The organism is Mycolicibacterium moriokaense (assembly GCF_010726085.1).
GTDB classification, from domain to species: Bacteria; Actinomycetota; Actinomycetes; order Mycobacteriales; family Mycobacteriaceae; genus Mycobacterium; species Mycobacterium moriokaense.
The window spans coordinates 1,487,516-1,506,916 of the sequence record NZ_AP022560.1; the positions used below are offsets into that span (position 1 = coordinate 1,487,516).

At 66.4% G+C, this 19,401-nt stretch carries 20 protein-coding genes; 13 read left to right on the forward strand and 7 right to left on the reverse strand.

All coding sequences use genetic code 11. From position 1 onward, the window contains the following. Window positions 1-4: 4 nt before the first annotated feature. Both G6N43_RS07305 and G6N43_RS07310 read right to left on the reverse strand, forming a co-directional pair. Complete coding sequence (locus G6N43_RS07305) at window positions 5-1,525, reverse strand: phytoene desaturase family protein (protein ID WP_234809977.1); 1,521 nt, start codon at window positions 1,523-1,525, stop codon at window positions 5-7. A gap of 26 nt (window positions 1,526-1,551) precedes the next feature. Continuing rightward, a complete protein-coding gene (locus G6N43_RS07310) occupies window positions 1,552-1,800 on the reverse strand; it encodes a DUF2630 family protein (protein WP_083149148.1) in 249 nt (82 codons plus the stop codon). Between the two features lie 22 nt (window positions 1,801-1,822). On the opposite strand from G6N43_RS07310, the gene G6N43_RS07315 reads away from it, so the two are divergent. After that, window positions 1,823-2,206 (forward strand): FKBP-type peptidyl-prolyl cis-trans isomerase, encoded by a 384-nt coding sequence (locus tag G6N43_RS07315; RefSeq protein ID WP_179967982.1) that lies wholly within the window; start codon window positions 1,823-1,825, stop codon window positions 2,204-2,206. A gap of 77 nt (window positions 2,207-2,283) precedes the next feature. On the opposite strand, the gene G6N43_RS07320 is transcribed toward G6N43_RS07315, so the two are convergent. Next, on the reverse strand, window positions 2,284-3,624 hold the full coding sequence (locus G6N43_RS07320; RefSeq protein ID WP_083149146.1) for a HAMP domain-containing sensor histidine kinase: 1,341 nt from the start codon (window positions 3,622-3,624) through the stop codon (window positions 2,284-2,286). A 15-nt stretch (window positions 3,625-3,639) separates the two neighbouring features. After that, complete coding sequence (locus G6N43_RS07325) at window positions 3,640-4,341, reverse strand: response regulator transcription factor (RefSeq protein WP_083149219.1); 702 nt, start codon at window positions 4,339-4,341, stop codon at window positions 3,640-3,642. 159 nt (window positions 4,342-4,500) lie between these two features. On the opposite strand from G6N43_RS07325, the gene G6N43_RS07330 reads away from it, so the two are divergent. From G6N43_RS07330 to G6N43_RS07355, 6 genes are all read left to right on the forward strand, one after another. Next, on the forward strand, window positions 4,501-5,490 hold the full coding sequence (locus tag G6N43_RS07330) for a phospholipase D-like domain-containing protein (protein ID WP_083149145.1): 990 nt from the start codon (window positions 4,501-4,503) through the stop codon (window positions 5,488-5,490). Further along, window positions 5,483-6,055 (forward strand): chromate transporter, encoded by a 573-nt coding sequence (locus G6N43_RS07335; RefSeq protein ID WP_083149144.1) that lies wholly within the window; start codon window positions 5,483-5,485, stop codon window positions 6,053-6,055. The genes G6N43_RS07330 and G6N43_RS07335 overlap by 8 nt, the downstream gene beginning before the upstream one ends. Then, window positions 6,052-6,597 carry a chromate transporter gene (locus tag G6N43_RS07340; protein WP_083149218.1) on the forward strand — a complete coding sequence of 182 codons (546 nt, stop codon included), beginning with the start codon at window positions 6,052-6,054 and terminating at the stop codon, window positions 6,595-6,597. The genes G6N43_RS07335 and G6N43_RS07340 overlap by 4 nt, the downstream gene beginning before the upstream one ends. Window positions 6,598-6,659: 62 nt before the next feature. Further along, complete coding sequence (locus tag G6N43_RS07345; protein WP_244960514.1) at window positions 6,660-7,541, forward strand: ion transporter; 882 nt, start codon at window positions 6,660-6,662, stop codon at window positions 7,539-7,541. A gap of 105 nt (window positions 7,542-7,646) precedes the next feature. Next, the gene (locus G6N43_RS07350) at window positions 7,647-9,575 is read left to right on the forward strand and encodes an ABC transporter ATP-binding protein (RefSeq protein ID WP_083149143.1); all 1,929 of its coding nucleotides are present in this window, start codon (window positions 7,647-7,649) and stop codon (window positions 9,573-9,575) included. Beyond that, window positions 9,572-11,395, forward strand: a complete 1,824-nt coding sequence (locus tag G6N43_RS07355) for an ABC transporter ATP-binding protein (RefSeq protein WP_083149142.1) — start codon at window positions 9,572-9,574, stop codon at window positions 11,393-11,395. Before G6N43_RS07350 ends, G6N43_RS07355 begins: the two co-directional genes overlap by 4 nt. Before the next feature lie 68 nt (window positions 11,396-11,463). Here the strand turns inward: G6N43_RS07355 and G6N43_RS07360 are convergent, their stop codons facing one another. Together G6N43_RS07360 and G6N43_RS07365 are read right to left on the reverse strand one after the other, a co-directional pair. Next, window positions 11,464-12,840, reverse strand: a complete 1,377-nt coding sequence (locus G6N43_RS07360; protein ID WP_083149141.1) for an NAD(P)-binding protein — start codon at window positions 12,838-12,840, stop codon at window positions 11,464-11,466. Between the two features lie 6 nt (window positions 12,841-12,846). Beyond that, window positions 12,847-13,950: an epoxide hydrolase family protein gene (locus tag G6N43_RS07365; protein WP_083149140.1), complete on the reverse strand. Its 1,104-nt coding sequence runs from the start codon at window positions 13,948-13,950 to the stop codon at window positions 12,847-12,849. A 98-nt stretch (window positions 13,951-14,048) separates the two neighbouring features. Between G6N43_RS07365 and G6N43_RS07370 the strand changes: the two genes are divergently transcribed. Continuing rightward, window positions 14,049-15,668 (forward strand): AMP-binding protein, encoded by a 1,620-nt coding sequence (locus G6N43_RS07370; protein WP_083149139.1) that lies wholly within the window; start codon window positions 14,049-14,051, stop codon window positions 15,666-15,668. Between the two features lie 39 nt (window positions 15,669-15,707). Continuing rightward, the gene (locus G6N43_RS07375) at window positions 15,708-16,133 is read left to right on the forward strand and encodes a hypothetical protein (protein ID WP_083149138.1); all 426 of its coding nucleotides are present in this window, start codon (window positions 15,708-15,710) and stop codon (window positions 16,131-16,133) included. Here the strand turns inward: G6N43_RS07375 and G6N43_RS07380 are convergent. Beyond that, window positions 16,083-17,219 (reverse strand): FAD-dependent oxidoreductase, encoded by a 1,137-nt coding sequence (locus tag G6N43_RS07380; RefSeq protein ID WP_083149137.1) that lies wholly within the window; start codon window positions 17,217-17,219, stop codon window positions 16,083-16,085. The two genes, G6N43_RS07375 and G6N43_RS07380, sit on opposite strands and share 51 nt — an antisense overlap. A 102-nt stretch (window positions 17,220-17,321) precedes the next feature. Between G6N43_RS07380 and G6N43_RS07385 the strand changes: the two genes are divergently transcribed. From G6N43_RS07385 to G6N43_RS07400, 4 genes are all read left to right on the forward strand, one after another. Continuing rightward, window positions 17,322-17,864, forward strand: a complete 543-nt coding sequence (locus tag G6N43_RS07385) for a TetR/AcrR family transcriptional regulator (RefSeq protein WP_083149136.1) — start codon at window positions 17,322-17,324, stop codon at window positions 17,862-17,864. A 13-nt stretch (window positions 17,865-17,877) separates the two neighbouring features. After that, window positions 17,878-18,327: a hypothetical protein gene (locus G6N43_RS07390; RefSeq protein WP_083149135.1), complete on the forward strand. Its 450-nt coding sequence runs from the start codon at window positions 17,878-17,880 to the stop codon at window positions 18,325-18,327. Window positions 18,328-18,350: 23 nt separating this feature from the next. Beyond that, window positions 18,351-18,596, forward strand: coding sequence for a hypothetical protein (locus G6N43_RS07395; protein ID WP_083149134.1), 246 nt, complete (start codon window positions 18,351-18,353; stop codon window positions 18,594-18,596). 76 nt (window positions 18,597-18,672) lie between these two features. Then, the gene (locus G6N43_RS07400; RefSeq protein WP_083149133.1) at window positions 18,673-19,401 is read left to right on the forward strand and encodes a P-loop NTPase family protein; all 729 of its coding nucleotides are present in this window, start codon (window positions 18,673-18,675) and stop codon (window positions 19,399-19,401) included.

The window sequence follows — 19,401 nt, forward strand, 5'->3', positions numbered from 1 at the left end:
CGGGTTAGCGGGAGCTCTCCAGCACCGCCATCGCCGCGTTGTGCCCGCCGATCCCCGATACGGCGCCACCGCGGCGGGAACCGGAGCCGCACAGCAGGATTCGATCGTGGTCGGTGGCTACGCCCCACCGTCTGGCCGGGGTGTCGAGTGGCTCGTCATCCTCGGCGAATGGCCAGGACAGCGCACCGTGGAAGATGTTGCCCGCCGTCATACCCAGCGCGTGTTCAAGATCCACCGTCGTTTTCGTCTCGATGCACAGCCGGCCCGCCGCGTCCTGCATCAGCACATCCTGAATGGGCTCTGCCAGAACGGAGTTCAGCGAATTGAGTACTGCCGAGGTCAACGTGTCCCGCATCCGGCCGGGGTCACCCGTCTTGATCAACGAGTGCGGAGTGTGTAGGCCGAACACGGTCAGCGTCTGGGCGCCGGAGGCGCGCAGCTCGTCGGACAGGATGGTGGGATCGGTCAGTGAGTGACAGTAGATCTCGCACGGCAGCGGATCGGGCACCACACCGTGGTCGGCGCGGGTGTAGGCCGTATCGAGCTGGCGGTAGGTCTCGTTGATGTGAAACGTCCCGCCGAACGCCTGCTCCGGCCCGACGGTCTCGTCGCGCAATCGGGGCAACCTGCGCAACATCAGGTTGACCTTCACCTGCGCACCCGGTGCCTGGTCGGGTGCTGGCTCGTCGAGCAGTGCGGCCAGCACCGTCGGCGTCACGTTCGCGAGCACGTGGGTGGCGTTCACGCGGTGTTCCCGGCCGTCGCGCCGGTAGCACACCTGCCCGTCCGGGTCGATGTGGTAAACATCTGCACCGCAGGCGATTTCGGCGCCGTGTCCGGTGGCGGCGGCGGCCAGTGCGCCGCTGACCGCGCCCATGCCGCCGATCGGGACGTCCCAGTCGCCGGTGCCACCGCCGAGCAGGTGGTAGAGGAAGCAGATGTTCTGTGTCAGCGACGGGTCGTCGAGTCGGGCGAACGTGCCGATCAGCGCGTCGGTGGCCATCACTCCGCGCACGAGGTCGTTGGACACCGCGGAGGTGATGGCGTGGCCGATCGGCTCGTCGATGATCGAGCGCCACGCGGCGTCGTCGCCCACCTGAGTGCGCGCCTCGTAGCGGGTGCACAGCGGCTGCAGCAGGGTCGGCCACAACCGCGACGTGAGCGCCCGCGCGCGTTGGTAGAACTCGTCGAAGCCCGTCTCGTCGGCGTCCGCGCCGATCGCACCGAACGTCGACGAAGGGCCGATCAGCAGTCCGGTCCGGCCGCCGGTCTCGGGGTCGGGGGTGTAGGAGGAGTAGCGCCGCCGCGCCAACCGCACCCGGGCGCCGAGGTCCTCGACGATGCGCCTGGGCAGCAGGCTCACCAGATAGGAGTAGCGGGACAACCGCGCGTCGACGCCCTCGAAGGCGTGCGCCGACACGGCCGCACCGCCGACGTGGTCGAGTCGCTCCAGCACCTGCACGCGGCGTCCCGCGCGGGCCAGGTACGCCGCAGCGACCAGCCCGTTGTGCCCGCCGCCGACCACGACGACGTCATATGTCGCCGACGAGCTCAGTTGAGGTAGCCCTCGACCTCGTCGGGCGGGCGCACGCTCGCGGCCCTGGGATCGCCGCCGGTCTCTCGCAGTGCCCGGCGCTGGCGCAGCAGGTCCCAACACTGGTCCAACTGGACTTCGAGGGCGCGCAGGCGCTGATGCTCCTCAGACTCGTCGATGTCGCGGTGCTGCAGCTGCTCCCGCAGGCGCTGCTCCTCTGCGACCAGTTCGTTGACCTGATTGAGAATGTCTTGGTCCTTCGCCATTGGTCCAGTCTGCCCGACTACGGTGAGTACGGTGACTTCCACTTCAGGGCAGAAGCCCGAGATCGAGTTTCCCGACGGACCCGCCCCGGCCGAACTGGTCATCAAGGACCTGGTCGTCGGTGACGGTGCTGAGGCGGTGCCCGGCGGCACCGTCGATGTGCACTACGTCGGGGTCGAGTACGACACCGGCGAGGAGTTCGACAGCTCGTGGGCCCGCAACGAGTCGATCGAGTTCCCGTTGCGCGGTCTGATCCAGGGCTGGCAGGACGGCATCCCCGGGATGAAGGTCGGCGGCCGCCGCCAGCTCGTCATCCCGCCGGAGCAGGCCTACGGCCCGGCGGGCGGCGGGCACCGGTTGTCCGGCAAGACGCTGATCTTCGTCATCGACCTGCTGGGCACGCGCTAGTTCCTTCCGCGAACAGACGTGAACGCCCCCATTTTGTCGGCGTGTCGGGGGTTTTGGCGTCTGCTCGCGAGCAGAACTTAGCTGGGACCGGGCAGCTTCAGTAACAGCCGGGCGCCGCCGAGCGGGCTCTGCTCCAGAGACGCTGTGCCGCCGTGCAATTCGGCCTGCTGGGCGACCAGCGCAAGACCGAGGCCCGAGCCGGAGTGCGACGCGGTCGAGCCGCGGGAGAACCGGTCGAACACGACTCGGCGCTCGTCCTCGGGAACGCCGACACCGTCGTCGTCGATCGCGATCTCAACACCCTCGCGCGAGCTGACCGCCGACAGCTGCACCCGCTTCGCGCCGCCGTGCTTGACGGCGTTGGCGATCGCGTTGTCGACCGCCAACCGCAGGCCTGCCGGCAGCCCGACGATGATCACCGTCGGGGCGGGCACCAGCGAGACGTCCAGATCCGGGTACACCCGCATCGCATCTTGCGCCGCGCGATCCAGCAGCTCGGTGATGTCGACCGGGACGTGGTCGTCGGCCGTCGTCAGCTCGCCCTGGGCCAGCCGCTCGAGCGCCGAAAGCGTCGCCTCGATACGCGACTGCGTGCGGATGACGTCGTTGACGACCTCCTTGCGCTGCTCCTCGGGCAGATCCAGCGTGGAGAGCACCTCGAGGTTGGTCCGCATCGCCGTCAGCGGCGTCCGCAGCTCGTGCGCCGACACCGAGGCGAAGTCGCGGGCCGACGTCAACGCGGCCTTGGTCTTCTCCTGCTCGGTCCACACCCGCTCGACCAGTCCCTGCACCGCCTCCGCGATCTCCACGGCTTCGGTGGCGCCGCGGACGTCGATGTCCGGATCCTCGTCGCCCGCCTCGATCTGCCGGGTCTGCTGAGCCAGCCGTTTGAACGGACGCACGGCGAACGCCGCCAGCACCCAGCCGCCGACCGTCGCCGCACCGATCGCCAGCGTGCAGATGATGATCACCCGGCGGTGCAGGTTGTTGATGTCGGCGATGGTCCCTTCGTACGTCGCCCCGACGGCCACCGACATCGGTTCGGGATACCGGATGTCGACCGTGCGCACCCGATAGCGCACGCCGTCGATGTAGGTGTCCTCGTACCCCGGCTCCAGCTGCGGCAGGACGATCTTGGAGTTCGACGTCACCTGACCGTCCTTGCGCACCGTGATAACGGCGTCCTGGTCGTTGGGTGACTTCGGGATCTCGTCGAGTCCCCGCGGCAGGAACGGAATCGCGAACCCCGCGGCCTCGTCGAGGCGGCGGTCAAGGCGCTCGTTCCACGCGTCGGTGATGCCGAACCAGACCACGGTGCCCGCGATGACCACCACGATCGCCCCGGCGATCGCGCTGGTGAACGCCACTCGCTGGCGGAGTGACGGAGTCCTGCGGAAGACCCGGGTCAGCAGGCTCATGGCGTACTCATGGATTCACTGCGTCCTCAGGACGAATCCCACTCCCCGCACGGTGTGCAGCAGTCGGGGGGCACCGCCGGCCTCGAGCTTGCGGCGTAGGTACCCGATGAACACGTCGACGACGTTGGTGTCGGCGGCGAAGTCGTAACCCCACACCAGCTCGAGCAGCTGAGCACGCGACAGCACCGCGGTCTTGTGCTCGGCCAGCACCGCGAGCAAATCGAACTCGCGCTTGGTGAGGTCGACGTCGGCGCCGTTGACCCGGGCGCGACGGCCGGGGATGTCGACCTCCAACGGGCCGACCTGGATGGTCTCCGACGAGAACGTGGCCGTCGACCCGCGTCTGCGCAGCAGCGCCTTCACGCGCGCGACGAGTTCCTGCAGCACGAACGGTTTGACCAGGTAATCGTCGGCGCCGGCTTCCAGTCCCGCCACGCGGTCGTCGACCGAGCTGCGCGCGGACAGCACGCAGACGGGCACGTCGTTGTCCATGGCCCGCAGCGCGGTGACCACGCTGACGCCGTCGAGGACCGGCATGTTGATGTCGAGCACGATGGCGTCGGGCCGGGTCTCCGTGGCGCTGCGCAGCGCCTCCGCGCCGTCGATCGCGGTGGACACATCGAAGCCGGACAGCCGTAGTCCACGCTCGAGAGAGGCGAGCACGTCGGGGTCGTCGTCGACCACGAGCACCCGGGGTGAGGCTGCTCCACTGTCCATGGTCACAATCTTGCCTGATGGCGCCGTCCACATGCGTCAGGCGCGTAAGTGCCGTGGTCTCGCCGTTGCGGCGGTCTTGTCACCGCTGGGTCACGCCCGTCGAAACGATCACGTGATAGCAAAGCGAGCAAACTCGTCCGCTGCTAGCATCCGACACTTGTGCCAGTGCCACCACCCCGGTTGATCGTCGAGCCCGACGACGGTGTGGAACCGGTGCGCGAATTCATCTCCTCGGCGCAGAGCTCACTGCTGATCAAGCAGTTCACCTTCACCGAAGAGACCCTGATCGACGCGGTCATCGAACGGCGCAACGCGGGTGTCGACGTGCGGGTCATGCTCAACCCCGCGCGCTCGGGCGGTGACCGGGCCAACGACGAGACGTTCCAGAAATTCGCCGACGCCGGTATCGCCGTGCGGTGGTCGAACCCGAAGTTCTATGTGACGCATGAGAAGTCGATCGTGGTCGACAACCAGGCCGCACTGGTCGCCACGTTCAACCTCTGCACGAAGTACTTCACGCTCACCCGTGACTACGGTGTGATCACCCACGACCGCGTGCACGTCGCGCAGATCGTCGAGGTGTTCGACGCCGACTGGCAGGAGCTCGACTGGACGTGCTCGGCCTACGAGGGTCTGCTCTGGAGCAATTCCAACTCCCGCTATCACATGGCGCAGTTCATCGACACCGCGACAACCCGGCTCGATATCCAGCACCCCAAATACGTCGACGCCGTCATTCTCGAGCGAATCGCGGCCGCCGCCGACCGCGGGGTGAAGGTGCACGTGCTCTGCGGCGGTAGGCACGGCATCAGCGAATGGGACATCCTCGACACGTTCGCGTCGCTGCGGACCCTGCGCCGGTTCGGTGTCAAGGTGCACAAGCAGAAGAACCTGCGGGTGCACGCCAAGCTGCTGCTGGTCGACGACGAGCGTGCGCTGGTCGGCTCGATGAACATCGACCGCAGTGCCTTCGACCTACGTCGTGAGCTGGGAATACAGATATCGGATGCGGCGACGGTGGCACGCCTGAAGGAGGTGTTCGCCGCCGACTGGGAGAGTTCGCACCACTACGAGCCGCCGGATCCGCTGCAGCCGGCGCACCACCACGAGGACGACTTTCCGCACGACCACGAACTCATGCATGAGTGAGCCCGAGCCGCCGCTCGAGAAGGTCTCGCTGGTCGAGCTGGCGTGGACGTTCAACCACATCGCGCTGGCCTCGTTCGGGGGTGGGCTGTCCGCCTGGTCGCGCGAAGTGCTCGTCGTCGAGAAGCAATGGCTCGGCGAGGAGGAGTTCCTCTCCGCCATGACGATGTGCCGGATTCTGCCCGGCGCCAACCAGGTGAACATGGCCGTGTTCGCGGGCAGCAAGATGCGCGGGCTGCCCGGCGTGCTGGCTGCGCTGTTCGGGCTGTGCTTCGTGCCCGTCGTCATCGTCCTCGTGATGGCGTTTTTGTACTTCCGGTTCAAGGAGCAGGCCGCGGTCAAAGGTGTCCTGCACGGCGCGTCGGCCGCGGCCGTCGCACTGACCCTGGCGATGGTGATCCAGACCGGCAGGAAATGCCTCACGGGACTGATGCCGATCGCGCTCTTCCTTGCGGCGTTCGTGTTGAACGGGCTCGTGCGACTGCCGCTGCCGCTCACACTGTTGATCGTCGCCCCGCTCTCGCTGTGGTGGGCGTGGCCGAGAAGCCCTGCGGCACAGGCGAAATGAGCACCTACCTCCAGATCGCCGGCATGTTCGCGGCGCTGTCGCTGCTTTCGATCGGCGGCGGCAACGCGGTGCTGCCCGACATGCATCGCCAGGCGGTCACCGGGCATCACTGGCTGACCAACGCCCAATTCGCCGACGTCTTCTCGATCTCGCAGACCGCGCCGGGTCCGAGCATCCTGATCGTGACCCTCGTCGGATACGGCGCCGGACTGACGGTCGGCGGGGTGCCCGGCGCGATCCTCGGCGGACTCATCGCGACGGTCGCGATGATCGTTCCGGCCGCCTCCCTGATGTACACGGTGACGCTGTTCTGGCAGAAGGCGCAGAACTCGAAATGGCGGATCGCCGTTGAAAAAGGCTTCGCACCGCTGACCGTCGGACTGATCATGGCCACCTCGCTGGTGATGAGCCGGACGGCCGACCACGACTGGCGGGCCTACCTGCTCACCGCGATCTGCACCGCGATCTTCGTCTCCACCAAGCTCAACCCGCTGCTTGTGGTGGCGGCGGCGGGTGTCATCGGCTATTTCGGAATTGTTTGACGCAGCCGCAAAAAAAGTAGTGCGGTAACCGAGCACATGCGCGATCGGCCTGCTATCTACATATGGTGACGGTCAAAACCCCCGACTCCGTCGGGGCCCCGCCGCCGGAACGGGCACCTGAGCCGGCCTCCACCTCGCGTTCGATCCCGGATCTCTGTCGCGCGCTGATCTCGAATCGCAAGTTCGAGCTCACCATCGTCGCGGTCATCGTCGTCAACGCGATCGTGCTGGGCATGGGAACCTACGCCGACATCGCGAGTCGGTACGAATCCCTGTTCAACACCATTTACAACGTCATCCTCGGCATCTATGTCGTCGAGCTGCTGATCCGCCTGACGGCCTACCGGTGGAACCCCCGCGAGTTCGTCAAAGACGGTTGGAACATCTTCGACTTCATCGTCGTCGTCGCATCGTTCGTACCGTCGCTGCGGGCGAACGCGATGCTGCTGCGCCTCGTGCGACTGCTGCGCATCGTGCGCCTTGTCCGTTTCCTGCCCGATCTGCGTCTCCTCGTGATGGCGGCGGGTAAGAGCGTGCCGGGCATCGCGTCGCTGGCGGGTGCGACCTTCGTGCTCATCTTCATTTACGGGATGGGCGGCTGGGTGCTCTTCTCGGCTCACGATCCGGCGTCCTACGGCAACGTCGGGCAGGCGATGCTGACGATGTTCGTGATGCTGACCCTGGAGAACTTCCCCGACAACGTCGCGATGGGCCAACAGGTTTCGCAGTGGACCATCCTGTACTTCATCAGCTACGTGCTGCTGGCCAGCTTCCTGATCTTCAACCTGTTCATCGGCATCGTGCTCAACGCCATGGAACAGGCCAGGGAGTCCGACCGCAAGGAACACGAGACCGACGACCTGCTGGCCCGACTACGCGCCGCGCGGGATGCGCTGGAACAGGCCGAAGAGGAACTACAGAAGACGCATCGCGACGACCAGTAGTAGTTCCGCGACACCTCCCCGGAAGCAATTGACCTCAAGAATTGTTGAGGTTTTACGGTGCCTGCAGCAGGTTATCCACTTGCACGCAATGGGAAGATGTTCTAAATGACCGACTCGCTGAACGCGCTACGCGCGGCGCCTGCGATTGCGCCGCGGCCCAAGCGTGCGAGGCCGAGCTCGGATCTGTGGCGCATGCTGCCCTACCTCATGCCGTACCGCGTCCGCTGGATCGCGATGATCGTGATCGCCCTGTTGAGCCTCGTTGCCACGGTGGCGATCCCGTTGATGACCAAGGCCGTGATCGACGGTCCGGTGCGCAATCAGGACCAGCGGGGCCTGTGGCTGCTTGGCGCCGCCGCAATGGGCGTCGGGATCTCTGAAGCCGTGCTCTGGTTCATTCGGCGGTGGCTGGTATCGCGCGCCACCATGGGCGTCGAAGCCGACATCCGCAAGGACCTCTACGCCCAACTACAGGTCCTGCCGATGTCGTTCCACGACCGCTGGCCGTCGGGCCAACTGCTGTCGCGAATCATGAACGACCTCGGCACGATTCGCCGATTCATGTCCTTCGGCCTGATCTTCCTGTTGCTCAACACGATCCAGATCACCGTCGTGACAGGCATCCTTCTGGTGATGTACTGGCCCCTCGGCGTGGTGGTGCTGCTGTCGATCGTGCCGATCGCCGCGACCGTGCTGCACTTCCAGCGCGAATACGTGCGGCTGTCGCGACTGGCACAGGACCAGGCGGGACACGTCGCCACCCACGTCGAGGAATCCGCGCTGGGCCTTCGGGTGGTGAAGTCGTTCGGCCGCGAGAAATACGTCTACGACCGGTTCGACGAGCAGCTCACCGCCCTGTACGAGACCCAGGTCGACAGGGTGTCGGTGTCCGCGAAGTTCTGGACGCTGCTCGAGGTCATTCCCAACCTGACGCTGATGGTGGTGCTCGGCTTCGGTGCCTACGCCGCGGGTGAGGGACACGTGACGATGGGAACGCTGGTCGCGTTCATCACGATGATGCTGTCGCTGGTCTGGCCGATCGCATCACTGGGATTCCTGCTGTCGATGACGCAGGAGTCGTTCACCGCCGCCAACCGCATCGCCGAAATTTTCGATGCACCAGTGGATATCGTCGACGGACCCAAGGGCGAAGCCCCCAAGGGTGGCAGGCTGGAGCTCGTCGACGTCGGGTTCAGGTTCCCGGACGCGAAGCCCGACGACTGGGCCCTTCGGCACGTCACCGTCACCGTCGAACCGGGGGAGACGCTGGCGCTGGTGGGCGCGACCGGGTCGGGCAAGTCCGTGTTGGCCTCGCTGCTGTCGCGGCTCTACGACGTCACCGAGGGCTCGATCCGCATCGACGGCACCGACATTCGGGATCTGTCGCTGCCTGCGCTGCGCGAGACGGTGGCCACCGCGTTCGAGGATCCCACGCTGTTCTCGATGTCCGTCGCCGAGAACCTGCGGCTCGGTCGGCCCGAGGCGACCAACGAGCAGATGGCCCAGGCCATCGAGATCGCCGCCGCCGGATTCGTCTACGACCTTCCGTGGGGCCTGGACACCCGCATCGGCGAGCAGGGGATGAGCCTGTCCGGCGGTCAGCGGCAACGGCTTTCGCTCGCGCGCGCCATCCTCGCGGCGCCGCGGATCCTGGTGCTCGACGACACGCTGTCCGCGCTGGATGTGCACACCGAGGCCATCGTGGAGGAGGCGCTGCGCCGGGTGCTGCACTCGGTGACCGGCATCGTCGTCGCGCATCGGGCATCGACGGTGCTGCTTGCCGACAAGGTCGCGCTGCTGGACGGCGGTGCCATCACCCACGTCGGCACGCACGCCGAATTGCTCGCCACCGTCCCGCAATACCGTTACCTGCTGGCCGCCGACGACGAACTCGACGACGGTTGCGAACGCGCCTGCAACTGGCAGGAGGACGAGGACCGTCAGCGGCTCGACCAGGCCTACGACGAGCAGGAAGCGCTGGAACGCGAACGCGTGGCACGGCGGTTCGTCACCACGGAGGCCGAAGGCCGATGACGACCACCGAATGGCGCGGAAAGTTCGAAGAGGACCAGACCGACGACCTGCCCATCGACGAGAGCGTGCCGCGCGGTCGCGAGGCCCGCGCCCTGCTGGGTTCGCTGCTGCGGCCGTACAGCGCCACCGTCGCGTTGCTTGCGCTGGTCGTCGTGGTGGAAAACGCTGCGCGCCTTTCCGTTCCGATCCTGGTGCAGCGCGGCATCGACCGCGGCATCCCGCCGATCATCGAGGGTGGTTCGGCGCGAACGCTGATGACGATCGTGGCAGTGCTGGGTGCGGTGGTGCTGCTGCAGGCTGTGAGCCGGATGTTCTTTCTGCGACGGTCGGGCCGCATCGGGCAGAAGGTCCTGCTGGAGTTGCGGCGCCGGCTGTTCCGGCACTTCCAGCGCCTCGACATCAGGTTCCACGATCGATACACGTCGGGCCGCGTCGTGAGCCGGTCAACCAATGACGTCGAAGCGATCCAGGACATGCTGGAGACGGGTTTCGACAGCCTGATCACCGCGGTGCTCACCCTGGTCGGAACGTCGATTCTGCTTGTGACGCTGGATGTTCGGCTCGGCCTGATGTGCCTCGGCGCGTTCCCGATCCTGGTGGCGCTGGTGTGGTGGTTCAGCAACGAGTCGACCAGGGTCTATCGCAAGGTGCGCGAGAGCGCCGCGCTGGTGATCGTCCAGTTCGTCGAGACGATGACCGGCATCAAGGCGGTGCACGCATACCGGCGTGAGCCTCGCAACCAGGAGATCTTCGAAGACGTCGCCGACGACTACCGCGAGATCAACGAGAAGACCTTCCGGTTGCTCGCGATCTTCATGCCCGGTGTGAAACTGGTCGGCAACATCACCACCGGCGTGGTCCTGCTCTACGGCGGCTATCGTGTGCTGCACGGCGAGATGACGATCGGCACGCTGGCGGCGTTCCTGCTCTATCTGCGGATGTTCTTCGAACCGATGCAGGAGATTTCGCAGTTCTTCAACACGTTCCAGTCGGCCTCGTCGGCGCTGGAGAAGCTCGCAGGCGTGCTCGCCGAGCGGCCGGGCATCGAGGATCCGCGTCAGCCCGTTCACCTCGACACGGTGCGCGGTGACGTCGCCTTCCACAGTGTGCAGTTCTCGTACGTGGAGGGCCGACCGGTGTTGTCGGACTTGAACTTCGCGGTGCCTGCGGGCCAGACCGTCGCGCTAGTGGGCACCACCGGGGCCGGCAAGACCACGATCGCGAAACTCATCGCCCGCTTCTATGACCCGGTGTCGGGTTCGGTGACGCTGGACGGTGTCGACCTGCGCGACCTGACGCAGAGCGAACTGCGCCGTCATGTCGTGATGGTCACGCAGGAGAACTTCATGTTCGACGGCACCGTCGCCGACAACATTCGGTTCGGCAGACCGGACGCCACCGACGCCGAGGTCGTCGCGGCGGCCGCGGCCGTCGGTGCAGACCGGTTCATCGACACGCTGCCCGACGGCTACGACACCGATGTCGCCAAGCGCGGTGGACGGCTGTCGGCGGGTCAGCGGCAGCTGGTCGCGTTCGCCAGGGCGTTCTTGGCCGATCCCGCGGTGCTGATCCTCGACGAGGCGACGTCGTCGCTGGACATCCCCAGTGAGCGGATGGTGCAGCGGGCGCTGGAGACGGTGCTGGCCGACCGGACCGCGCTCGTGATCGCGCACCGGTTGTCGACCGTGCAGGTCGCCGATCGCGTACTGGTGCTCGAGCAGGGCCGCATTGTCGAGGACGGTGCGCCCGACGATCTGATCGCCAGCGGGTCGGGTCGGTACGCGGCGCTGCACCGGGCGTGGGTGGACTCACTCGCCTAGCCCGTTGACTCTGCGTCTGTGGCGTCTAATCGCGAAAAACCCCGCCCTCAGCGCAGAGTCAACGAAGATCAGGCTTGCGCCAGTAGCTTTTCCAGCTTCTCGTTGACGGCGGGCAGCTGCGACGTCAGCACCGAAATGATCTTCTCGCGAGCCCGCTCACTGACGCCCGCCGACACGTGGTGCAACACGTTGAGCCGCGACGTCTCCACCCACGCCATCATGTCCGGGTCGGAGAACCAGTGCACCTGATTCTTGTTGAACGCCAACATCATGCGCAGCCAGTCGGCGGGTACGGACGGATACGGCACGGGATTGCAATACGCGTTGCGCGTCTCGTCGTCGGGGTACGTCGCTTCGACGTGGGCGATGACCGCGGCGCTGAACGCCGGCTGGCACGTGCGCACCGCCTGCAATGCGATCCGCTCGTCGGTGAACACCGTCGCCGGCTCGACGTGCGCGAAACCGTCTGCGCTGCAATCGATGTACAAAGCAGAGCCCTCGATGTCGCGCGTTCCTCCCTCGAGCGTGATCCGCCCCGGCTCGATCGACTCGACGTGGCCCATCCGCAGGACATCCTCGATCCGGCGCAGCTGCTCGAGTTCACCCTGGGAGAGGATCGCGCACCGGTACATCGTCGGCACGATCGACCGGTCGATCCGCATCAGGCAGCCCTTGGCCTCCAGCCGGTCGAACAGATCGGGCAGCGATTCCGCGTCGATGACCGCGTTCAGCTGGTTGGAGAAATCACGCAGTACGCGCTTGGCGAACTCCGATCCCGGCTGAACCGTTGCGCGGTCCAGAATCCAGGAGTCACGCGGTTTGATCCACGTCAGCCGCTCCGGCGCGACACCGTGGCGCAGCAGCCACACGCATGTGTCCATCGCAGTCTTGCCCGCACCCACGATCACGTAGCGATCGCGGAGCTCGCGGATACGCGGCAGATCGTTGGGTGGCACGCACTCGACACCGGGTGCGACCGCGTAGGACGGACTGCGCATCGACGGCACGATGATCTCGACGTGGGTGGTGACGAGGCGCCGCGCGGACACCTCGATGTGTTCACCACCGAGCGTGCGCACCAGGCCGTCGCCGAGATACTCGCTCATCGGCAGGTACGTCACCCGGTCGGTCGGCAGCAACTGGTGGCGCATCACGGCGTCGAAGTACGCGCACACCTCTGCGCCGCTGGCCAACTCGTAGAACCCCGCGTTGAAGCCGGTCCGGTCGATGGTGTCGCTGCCGAGGTGTCGCGAGTTCACGCCGTAGTAGGCCGACGGCTGATGAAGGCGCACAAACGGATAGGCGGTGGTCCAGTGACCCCCGGGCCGGTCGTTGCGATCGACCACCACAACGGTGGCGTCGGACTCGGCGACCAGCGTGTCGATGAATGCGAGTCCCATCGCGCCCGCACCCACCACGAGGTAGTCCGCCTCGATGGCTGCCATGGGCTCCTAACGTACGCCGTCGAAAAACTTGGCCACGTCGTCGACGAAGAGTTCGGGCTGCTCGAACGCCGCGAAGTGGCCTCCGCGCGGCATATCGGTCCAGTGCGTGATGTTGTACCCCGCCTCGCACCAATTCCTCGGCGCCTTGAGGATCTCCCTCGGGAACGCGGCGACCCCGGTCGGCACTTCGACGCGGTCGAAGCCGCCGAATGCATTGAAACTCTCCCAGTACAGCCGCGCCGACGACGCCCCCGACGCGGTCAGCCAATAGAGCATCACGTTGTCGAGCATCTCGTCCTTGGTCAACACGTTCTCCGGGTCGCCGTCGCTGTCCGTCCACGACCAGAACTTCTCGACGATCCAGGCGAGCTGGCCGACGGGCGAGTCCACCAACCCGTAGCCGACGGTCTGCGGCCGCGTCGACTGCTGTTTGGAGTAGCCCGAATCCCACTTCTGGTAGTACTCCGCGCGCTCCAGCGCCGCCTTCTCGGCGTCGGTCGGATCCTTGAGTTCGCCCGGCGGGAAGCCGAGCGGCATGTTCAGGTGGATCGCCACGCAGCGTCCGCCGTTTCGGCCGATCTGGGTGGTGACGGCTGCGCCCCAGTCGCCGCCCTGCGCGCCGAAGCGCTCGTAGCCCAGCTCGCCCATGAGGGTGTCCCACGCCGTCGCGATCTTCTCGATACCCCAGCCGGTGCGCGTCGGCCTGCCGGAGAAGCCGTAGCCCGGTAGCGACGGGCACACCACGTCGAACCCCCGCTCGGTAAGCGGCTCGATGACCTTGTGGAATTCGACGATCGACCCGGGCCAGCCGTGGGTGATCAGCAACGGAAACGTGTCCTCGCGCCCGGACTGTTGGTGGATGAAATGGATGTCCAGGCCGTCGATTTCGGTCGTGTAGTGATCGAACCGGTTCAGCGCTTCTTCGCGTGCGCGCCAGTCGTACTCGGAGGCCCAGTAGTCGGCGAGTCGCTGGGTGTAGGCCAGCGGGATGCCCTGGCTCCAGTCGTCGACGCATTCGGCTTCCGGCCAACGGGTGCGGGCGAGTCGGGACTTCAGGTCGTCGAGGTCGGCGTCGGGGATCGCGATGCGGAAGGGCTTGATCGGGGCCATGCCTCCATCCTTACCAAGACCCTCGCCGAGTCTGCTAGGAGTGCGAATATTTCTTCCGATTCGCGATCTGTCCGCAGTTTCGACGCAACGATGAGGCGATGAAGTCCCAAGACGCAGGCCCCACCGACACCGCCATCCTCGAGGAGACGATCGGCGCCAACTTCGAGCGCACGGCCGCCGCCCATCCCGACGGGGACGCGCTGGTCGACATGGCAACCGGTCGACGGTGGACGTACGCCCAACTCAATGAGGACATCGACGTCATCGCGCGTGGACTCATGGCGCTCGGCATCCAAACCGGCGACCGCGTCGGGATCTGGTCGCCGAACTGTGCGGAGTGGACGATCGTGCAGTACGCGACCGCGAAGATCGGCGCGATCCTGGTCAACATCAACCCGGCCTATCGCACACACGAACTCGCCTACGTGCTCAAGCAGTCGGGCATCCGCACGTTGATCTCGGCGCCATCGTTCAAGACGTCGGACTACGTCAGCATGGTCGACGAGGTGCGCGTCGAGACACTCGATCTGGCGGAGGTGCTGTATCTCGGCACCGACGATTGGCGCGAACTTGCGCAACGCGCCGACGAGGTACCGGTGGACGGGTTGCGGGCGCGGATGGCCTCGCTGGACAACAACCAGCCCATCAACATTCAATACACCTCGGGCACAACGGGTTTCCCGAAGGGTGCGACGCTCTCGCACCGAAACATTCTCAACAACGGGTATTTCACCACCGAGCTCATCAACTTCGGCCCCGACGACCGGCTGTGCATTCCGGTGCCGTTCTATCACTGCTTCGGCATGGTGATGGGCAATCTCGGCTGCACCAGCCACGGCGCCACCATGGTCATTCCCGCGCCGGCATTCGATCCGGCGCTCACCCTGGACGCCATCGAATCAGAAAGGTGCACAGCCGTTTACGGGGTGCCCACCATGTTCATCGCGATGCTCGGTCAGCCCGACCTGGCGCAGCGCGCCCTGTCGTCGCTGAGGACGGGCATCATGGCTGGAGCCGTCTGCCCGATCGAGGTCATGAAGCGCTGTGTCAACGACATGAACATGACCGAGGTCGCCATCGCCTACGGGATGACCGAGACGTCGCCGGTCTCCTGCCAAACCCTGATCGACGACGACCTCGAGCGGCGCACCAGTTCGATAGGCCGGGCTCATCCGCACGTCGAGATCAAGATCGTCGACCCCGAAACCGGGGAGGTCGTCGAACGCGGGCATCCCGGCGAATTCTGCACGCGCGGTTACTCGGTGATGCTGGGCTACTGGCAGGACGAGGCGAAGACGAACGAGGCGATCGACGCCGGGGGGTGGATGCACACCGGCGACCTCGCGGTCATGCGCGACGACGGATATTGCAACATCGTCGGCCGCATCAAGGACATGGTGATCCGCGGTGGCGAGAACGTCTATCCGCGCGAGATCGAGGAATTCCTGTACACCCATCCCGACGTGGACGACGCGCAGGTAATCGGGGTGCCCGACGCGAAGTACGGGGAGGAGGTCTGCGCGTGGGTGCGGATGAAGCCGGGCAGGCCTCCGCTCGACGCGCAGGCGTTGCGTGACTTCGCCACCGGCAAGCTGGCCCACTACAAGATCCCTCGGTACGTCCACGTGGTCGACGAGTTTCCGATGACCGTCACCGGCAAGGTGCGCAAGGTGGAGATGCGTGCTGAAATGGTGAAACTTCTGGGCCTCGACTCCTGAGAGGGATGAATTTTGGCGACCGCCGGAGTCCCTATCTACGTGACTTCTGTACCGACGGTTGTGCGACGTGCATGCGCAACGCTTGCGGCCACGTCGGCGGTGCTGCATGCGGCGATGCTCGGCCACGCGTCCGGCGTGTTCGCGGCCAGTCTGCTCGCGGCGATGATTGCCGCGTGCCTGTACTGCGCCCGCGAGCTGTGGCGTGACGGGACGGCGCGGGCCTGGGTGGTCGTCGCCCTGATGAACCTCGCGATGATTGCGCTGCACCTGCCCGCCCCCGCGCATCACCATGGCGCCGTGACCTCCGCGTCGCCGCCGTCGACGCTCATGGCGGTGGCCACGCTGCTGGCGCTCACCGAGGTCGCCGCCGCGGCTGCCGCGCTGTACATCGGCAGCCGCGGGCACCTCGCGCGGCTAGCGGTACACCAGGCCGCTGAGCCTGCGCGCCAGCGCCAGCCGCACTGACGGCACCCATCCGAGGACGCTGATGGCGGCGTTGCGGACCCGTCGAGCGGCGCGCGGCAGCGTGGCCAGCCGGGTCAGCCGATCCGTCATCGCCACAACGTCTTTCGCGATCGGACGGCGAACCGCGACGTAGTCGTCGAGCACACTGTCCGGCGCTCCACCGAGCACGGCGACAAGCGCGTCGGCCAACGCGACGGCGTCCTGAATGCCTAGATTCATGCCCTGCCCGCCGGCCGGGCTGTGCACATGCGCCGCGTCACCGGCGAGCAGCAGTCGGCCCGCGCGGAAGGTGTCCGCGACGCGATGATGGACCCGGAAACGCGAACCCCAGACGACGTCGGTGACGACCATCCGGCCCGCGCCGACGCGGGTGTCGAGGATCTGCTGGACGAACTCCGCGGAGGGTTGCTCGGGTGCCTCGGCGACCGGCGCCACGATTCGGTGGACGCCGTCGGGCAGCGGAGCGACCACGGTCAACCCCGCCTTCGCCCAGAACAGGAGGACCTCGCCGTCCGGCGCATCGCCGGTGAGCCTGACGTCGGCGAGCATGAACGACTCGTCATATACGGCACCCTCGAACCCGATGCCCGCCTGCTCGCGCACCACGCTGCGAATGCCGTCGGCGCCGACTGCATAACGCGCCCGGATGGTGTCGCCGTCGTCGAACATTGCCGTCACGCCGTCGCCATCCTGGGTGATCGCCGTGACGGTCTTGGGCCGTATGACGGAGCCGCCGAGTTCGACGAGCCGGTCGAGCAGCAGCCGTTCGGTCGTCGACTGCGGGACCATCAGTGAATACGGATACTTCGTCGGCAACCCGCTGAAGTCGATCGGGATCAACGTGCGGCCCCGGTCGCGGATGGTGAACAGCGGCGCCTCGACGCCCTCCTTCACCAGCCGGCGCGTGACGTCCAAGGGTTCGAGGACCTCCAGCGTGCGGGCGTTCACCACCGCCGCCCGTGAGGTGTTGGCGCCCTCGGGTGCACGGTCGACGACGGTCGTCGCGATGCCCCGGGCGACCAGCGAGGTGGCCAGCGCCAACCCCGTCGGACCTGCGCCGATAACGAGAACCTGGGTTTCGTACATCTGCCTCTCCAATCACTCGCTGATCTATGCCAACGCTTGTTGGCATAGATAATTCCCGTGCGGAGCGCATATGTCAACACTTGTTGGCCTACAATTGTTGGCATGCGCAGATCGTCGGAGCAGACCAAGGCTCAGATCCTCGCGGCGGCCAGGGAGAGATTCGCCCAATCCGGTTTCGAGAAAGCCACCATCAGAGCCATCGCGGCGGACGCGAACATCGACCCCTCGATGGTGATGCGGTACTTCGGGAGCAAGGATCAGCTGTTCGCTGCGGCCGCCGACTTCGACCTCGAGCTACCGGATCTGTCCGGCATCGACCGCGACCAATTGGGCGCCGCGCTCGTCGACCACTTCATGAACAGGTGGGAACGCGATGAGGTGCTCATCGTGCTGCTGCGGGCCAGCGCCACCAATCCTGAAGCGGCGCAACGCATGCGGGCATTGTTCGCCAGTCAACTGCTGCCAGCTGTCGCGAAGATCAACCCCGATGCGCCGGAACGGCGCGCGGCATTGATCGCCACGCAGACGCTCGGCCTCGCATTGTGCCGCTACGTGCTGGCGCTGCCGCCGATCGTCGCCATGACGCGCGATGAGGCCGTCGCATGGTTGGGACCCACCGTGCAGCGCTACCTCGACGGGCCTTAGATAATCGGCGGTGATGTGGACTCCGACGCTCGTCCTGATCGCCGCCGCCACCCTCGTCGCCTGCGTACTTCTCGGTGGCGGTCTCTACGAGACTGCGGTCGTCGACCCCGCGTGGCCCAAGCGGCCCGGCATCATCCAGGCCCAAAACGGGGGAATCTCGCGGCGGCGGTTCTGGATTCCCGCACACACCCTGTTCGAGGTGCTGCTCATCGTCGCGCTGATCGCCGCGTGGCGCGACGCCGACGTTCGGGTCGCGCTGCTGGTGGCGCTGGTCACCCACGCCGTGATGCGGGTGTGGTCGTTGGTGGACTTCATCCCGAAGGCGGTGGAGTTCGAGAAGGCGGATCCGGCGGCCGTCGACGAGAGTGCCGCGGTGGCATGGACCCGCCGCAGTCTGCTGCGGTTGCCGCTGGATTTTGTCACGTGTGTGGCGATGCTCTGGGCCGTGGCAGGGTATGGATGACGCATGGCTGAAGGGAGCGGCTCATGATCTCGCCCGATGATTTGCGCCGGCTGCTGAGAGCCGACGAGAAGGACGCCGTCCTGGTGCTGGTGGAGGGTCGCATCGAGGTGATCGGCGCCGGCAAGCTGGCGTCCGAGCCGTACCGGGGCGCGCTGGAAGTGGTGTCGCGCGACGATCTCATCCGCCGCGTCGGCGAGGCGCCGTCGGATCAAGAGCTCAGTGAGCAGGCGGTGGCGCTCGACACGGCGATCACGGAGCTCGGCGCCTAACCCCCGGGGGCGATTTGTGTGCGCTTTGTTGCGCTGAGCGCTCCTCGATGCACACAAATCGTGGGTTAATTGCCGGATGTCGGTGTCCCACAACGAGCAAGCCCTTGATGAGGACCCGCCGGCACCGGCGGTGACCGCGCGGGGGATTCGGATGACGGGTCCGTGGGGTCCGGTGTACGGACCCATCGATCTCGACGTCGACGCCGGGGGCGTCACCGTGCTGAGGTGTCCTGCCGGGTCGGGCCGCACCGCGCTGCTGATGACGCTGGCCGGCCGGATGCGCCCGGTGTCCGGCGAACTGACGGTGCTGGGCCGCACGCGAACCGCCGACATCTTCGCCAACGCCGCCTTGGCGGGCATCGACGAGCTCGACGCCGTCGCCGAGTCGGTCACCGTACGCGACCTGATCACCGAGCAGCTTCGGTGGGACGCCCCCTGGCACCGGCTGATACCGCGCGCCGACGAGGCCGACCTCGCCAGAGTGTGCGGTCCGGTGTTCGGTGACCTTCCGTTGCCGCCGCTCACCGAGTATGTCGAGGAGCTCACCGAGCTCGACGGTCTGCTGTTGCGGATCGCACTGGCCAACACCGCCCGGCCCGAACTGCTCGTCGTCGGCCACGTGGACCAGGTCGCCAGCAACGCCAACCGCGCGCTGCTGCTGCAGCGGCTGGTCGAGCTCGGTCGTGCGCAGACGGTCATCACCGCGAGCGTCAACCCCGTCCACAGCGATGCAGTTCGCGCCGAAATCCCGGTGCACAACGTCACCCGCGCCGAACTGGTCGGCCAACCGAAGGGGGGCGACTAG